The 3,138-nt window shown below is 59.9% G+C and carries 2 protein-coding genes; both read right to left on the bottom strand.

The window, feature by feature from the left end:
• Nucleotides 1–2,081 (bottom strand): TIGR00300 family protein (locus tag NW819_RS01330; protein ID WP_414412656.1); only part of this gene is annotated, 2,081 nt, incomplete at its 3' end.
• Between the two features lie 84 nt (nucleotides 2,082–2,165).
• Nucleotides 2,166–2,918 (bottom strand): response regulator transcription factor, encoded by a 753-nt coding sequence (locus NW819_RS01325; RefSeq protein WP_414342492.1) that lies wholly within the window; start codon nucleotides 2,916–2,918, stop codon nucleotides 2,166–2,168.
• Nucleotides 2,919–3,138: the final 220 nt, after the last annotated feature.

Genomic DNA, 3,138 nt, shown 5'->3' with positions numbered 1-3,138 from the left:
GCCAACTGCTGCACCAACAAACTCAAGAACAGGCCCACATCGGTAACAATCCCCACCGACTCCAGGGATCCCCGATCGGCCAGCTTGGTCACCACTGCCGGGTTAATGTCCACGCAGATCAGCTTGACCCCGGCAGGCGTCATGTTCCCGGCACCAATGGAGTGCAACATGCTGGAGAGCATCAGCACCATGTCGGCCCCCTGCAGCAGCCGCGCATAATCCTGTTGGGCCTTGATCAGATCCATCTCCGTATCCGGCAGCGGCCCATCGTCGCGGATGGATCCCGCCAGGGAGAAGGGCACCTGAGCGCGAATGCACTCGTAGAACACCCCACCGGTAATCACGCCCGCTTCCACTGCGGCCCGGATGCTGCCGTACTTGCGGATGAGGTTGATGGTTTTGAGGTGATGCTTGTGGCCGCCCTTGACCGGCGTGCCCCGCGACAGATCCACCCCCAGCGAGGTGCCGTAGAGATTCTGCTCCAAATCGTGAACGGCAATGGCATTGCCCCCCAACAGCGCCTGCACATAGCCCTCCCGAATCAGGGTGGCCAAGTGGGATCCGCCGCCTGTGTGGATGACCACCGGCCCTGCCACCACCACCGTTTTGCCGCCCCGCTCCTTGATTTGCCGCAGCTCCCAGGCAATCTGCTCCACCAGGATCTCCACCCGCCGCTCGCTGGAGACCCCCGATCCCATAAAGGTGAACTCCTGGGAAGAGCGCTCTTTGCTGGCCTGGCGCACGGTGCGGATCCCTTCCACCCCACACACCACGGCATCCCCCACCTGCAAATCTCGAATCAGGGTGCAATAGGCTGAAAACTCCGTCTTGCCATTGCAATCGGATCCCTTGACCACGATCACCCCATCCATGCGCTGCCGCTGCACCGGGATCCACTGGCCGGCCACCCGCACCTGCGTGGGATAGATGGTGGTGACATAAAAATCGTCGGGCGCTACCCCTGCTTTCTCTACCCGCTCCAGACGGGCATCTTGCTGGGTTTCCTCCGAGAGACGGGCCCCCTGCTCGATCAAGGCGCTGAGAATGGTATCCAGGGTCTCTTCGGTGGGAGCGGAAACGGCCAGTTCCACCGTGGAAGTGCTCTGCCGTTTTTCCCCAAGCTGAAACTTGAGGATCTGGAAGCTGCCGCCATTGTCGACAATGCAATCGACGGCTCTGGTGAGCAGGTCGCTGTCCACCAAGTGTCCCTGGAGGGTCACCGTCCGGCTGAGCACCGTGGCCACCGGATCGGTTTGGGGAGCCACTGTCTCGTCGAGGCGCAGCGTCAGGCACTTGGCCGCCCCACCGGCTTTCAGGAACTCCGTCAGCTCCGTCTGCACCACCGCAAATCCCCGCTCCTGTAGGGCGGCTTCCAGCTCTGGGCTGACCCGATTCACCAAGATCGTGCCGTTCACATCCACGGCATTGCAGGCAAAGTGAATGGCATCCGCCTCCTGAACCGGGATCCGCTTTTCAGGGGGCACCCGCATCTCGATCAAGCGGTTGGAATAGGCATCAAAAGCCGGTGGATAGTAAAGCAAATAGCCTTCGGAGAGGGGGCAAAAGCAGGTGTCTAGGTGGTAGAACCGCTCGTCCACCAGCCGCAAAGACAACACCTCGATCCCCAGCCACTTGGCCAAGTAGGGGTGAGACTCCAACATGGAGCGAAAGCCGTAGCCCGCCCACAGCCAGCGCCCTGCCCGATCCAACAGAGCATCTCCCGCCCCCTCAAAAGCCAGGGCCGGCGGCAGCTCATAGACGGTGTAGCCCTGTTCCTCAAACCAAGCCTTGAAATGGGGCTGTTCCCCCTGCCGCTCTGGGTGATAAAAACGGCTCAGCACCACCTTGGATCCCAGGATGAGCCCAGCATTCGCCGTAAACACCATATCCGGCCATCCCGGCACCGGCTGGATCAGCTTCACCTCCGCCCGTTGCGAGAGATGCCGATAAAGAGCCTGCCACTGCTGCAGCGCCCGTTCTCGCGAAGAGCGGTGAACATTCCCCACCATCCAGGGGTTGATCACATAGTCCACCTCGTAGTGATCGGGTGGGCACATCAAATACCGAATGGCACCAGGCATAGATCTCAGAGCGCAATCTGCAGCAGGGCATCCCCTAGATTAGCAGTTGCGTGAGCAGCATCCTCAAGAATCATGAAAGAATCATTATTTGTGGGAATCTTTCGCCAGCTCTGGCTGCAGTGGGCTGGGATCGGCAATGTTGGGCAACTCCAGACAGTAGCCCGCCCCATAGACGGTTTTGATGTACTGGGGGTGGCGGGGATCCGGCTCCAGCTTGGTGCGCAGGTGGCGGATGTGAACACGGATGGTCTCGATGTCGTCGTCGGGCTCGTAGCCCCACACCTCCTGCAGGATTTCGCTGGGGGAAACGGTCTGCCCATGTCGCTGCATCAGACAGTGGAGCAGGTCAAACTCCAGGTGGGTGAGCTTGATCGTTTTGCCGAACCACAACGCCTCAAAGCGCTCCGGCACCAGCGTGAGAGGGCCATAGGTGAGGATCTCCCCATGCTTGGCCGCCTGTGGGATCCGGTCTGAGCGACGCAGCAGGGCCCGCACCCGCACCAGCAGCTCCTGCACCTCAAAAGGCTTGGTCAGGTAGTCGTCGGCACCGGCATTAAAGCCCTCGATCTTGTCCTGGGTTTGGCCGAGGGCGGTGAGCATCAAAATCGGGATCTCGCTGGTGCGCTCCTCCCGCCGCAAGCGCTGACAAACGGTCAGGCCATCTACCTGGGGCAGCATCAGGTCGAGGATGATCAGATCGGGGAGAACTTGCAGAGCCAGTGCTTGTCCGCGCACCCCATCGGTGGCCTTCACAACCTCGTAGCCCGCCAACTCCAGATTGATGCGCAGGATATCCAGAATCGAAGGGTCGTCCTCAATAATGAGTATGCGAGCCATAGCCGGTTGCAGCCCAAACTGCGGATAAAACGTTTTGTTAAATGTGCTAACAAAGAGCCGAAGCTTTACGACTGGAAGTTTACTTAATTTTAGCCTCACTGCAAATCTTACTGCGAAGTTAACCCGCAGGGTTGCCCAGCCCGGAGCCGGATGCAGGGGAAACTTTTCAACCCGTTTGGGGCAAATGGGTGCGTTTTTAAGGCCTACGGCCCGCTATCGC

It is taken from the genome of Synechococcus sp. R8-2 (assembly GCF_047461715.1).
GTDB lineage: Bacteria > Cyanobacteriota > Cyanobacteriia > Thermostichales > Thermostichaceae > Thermostichus.
Note: the sequence above shows the minus strand (reverse complement) of the source record. Positions and strands in the feature narration are given on the sequence as shown.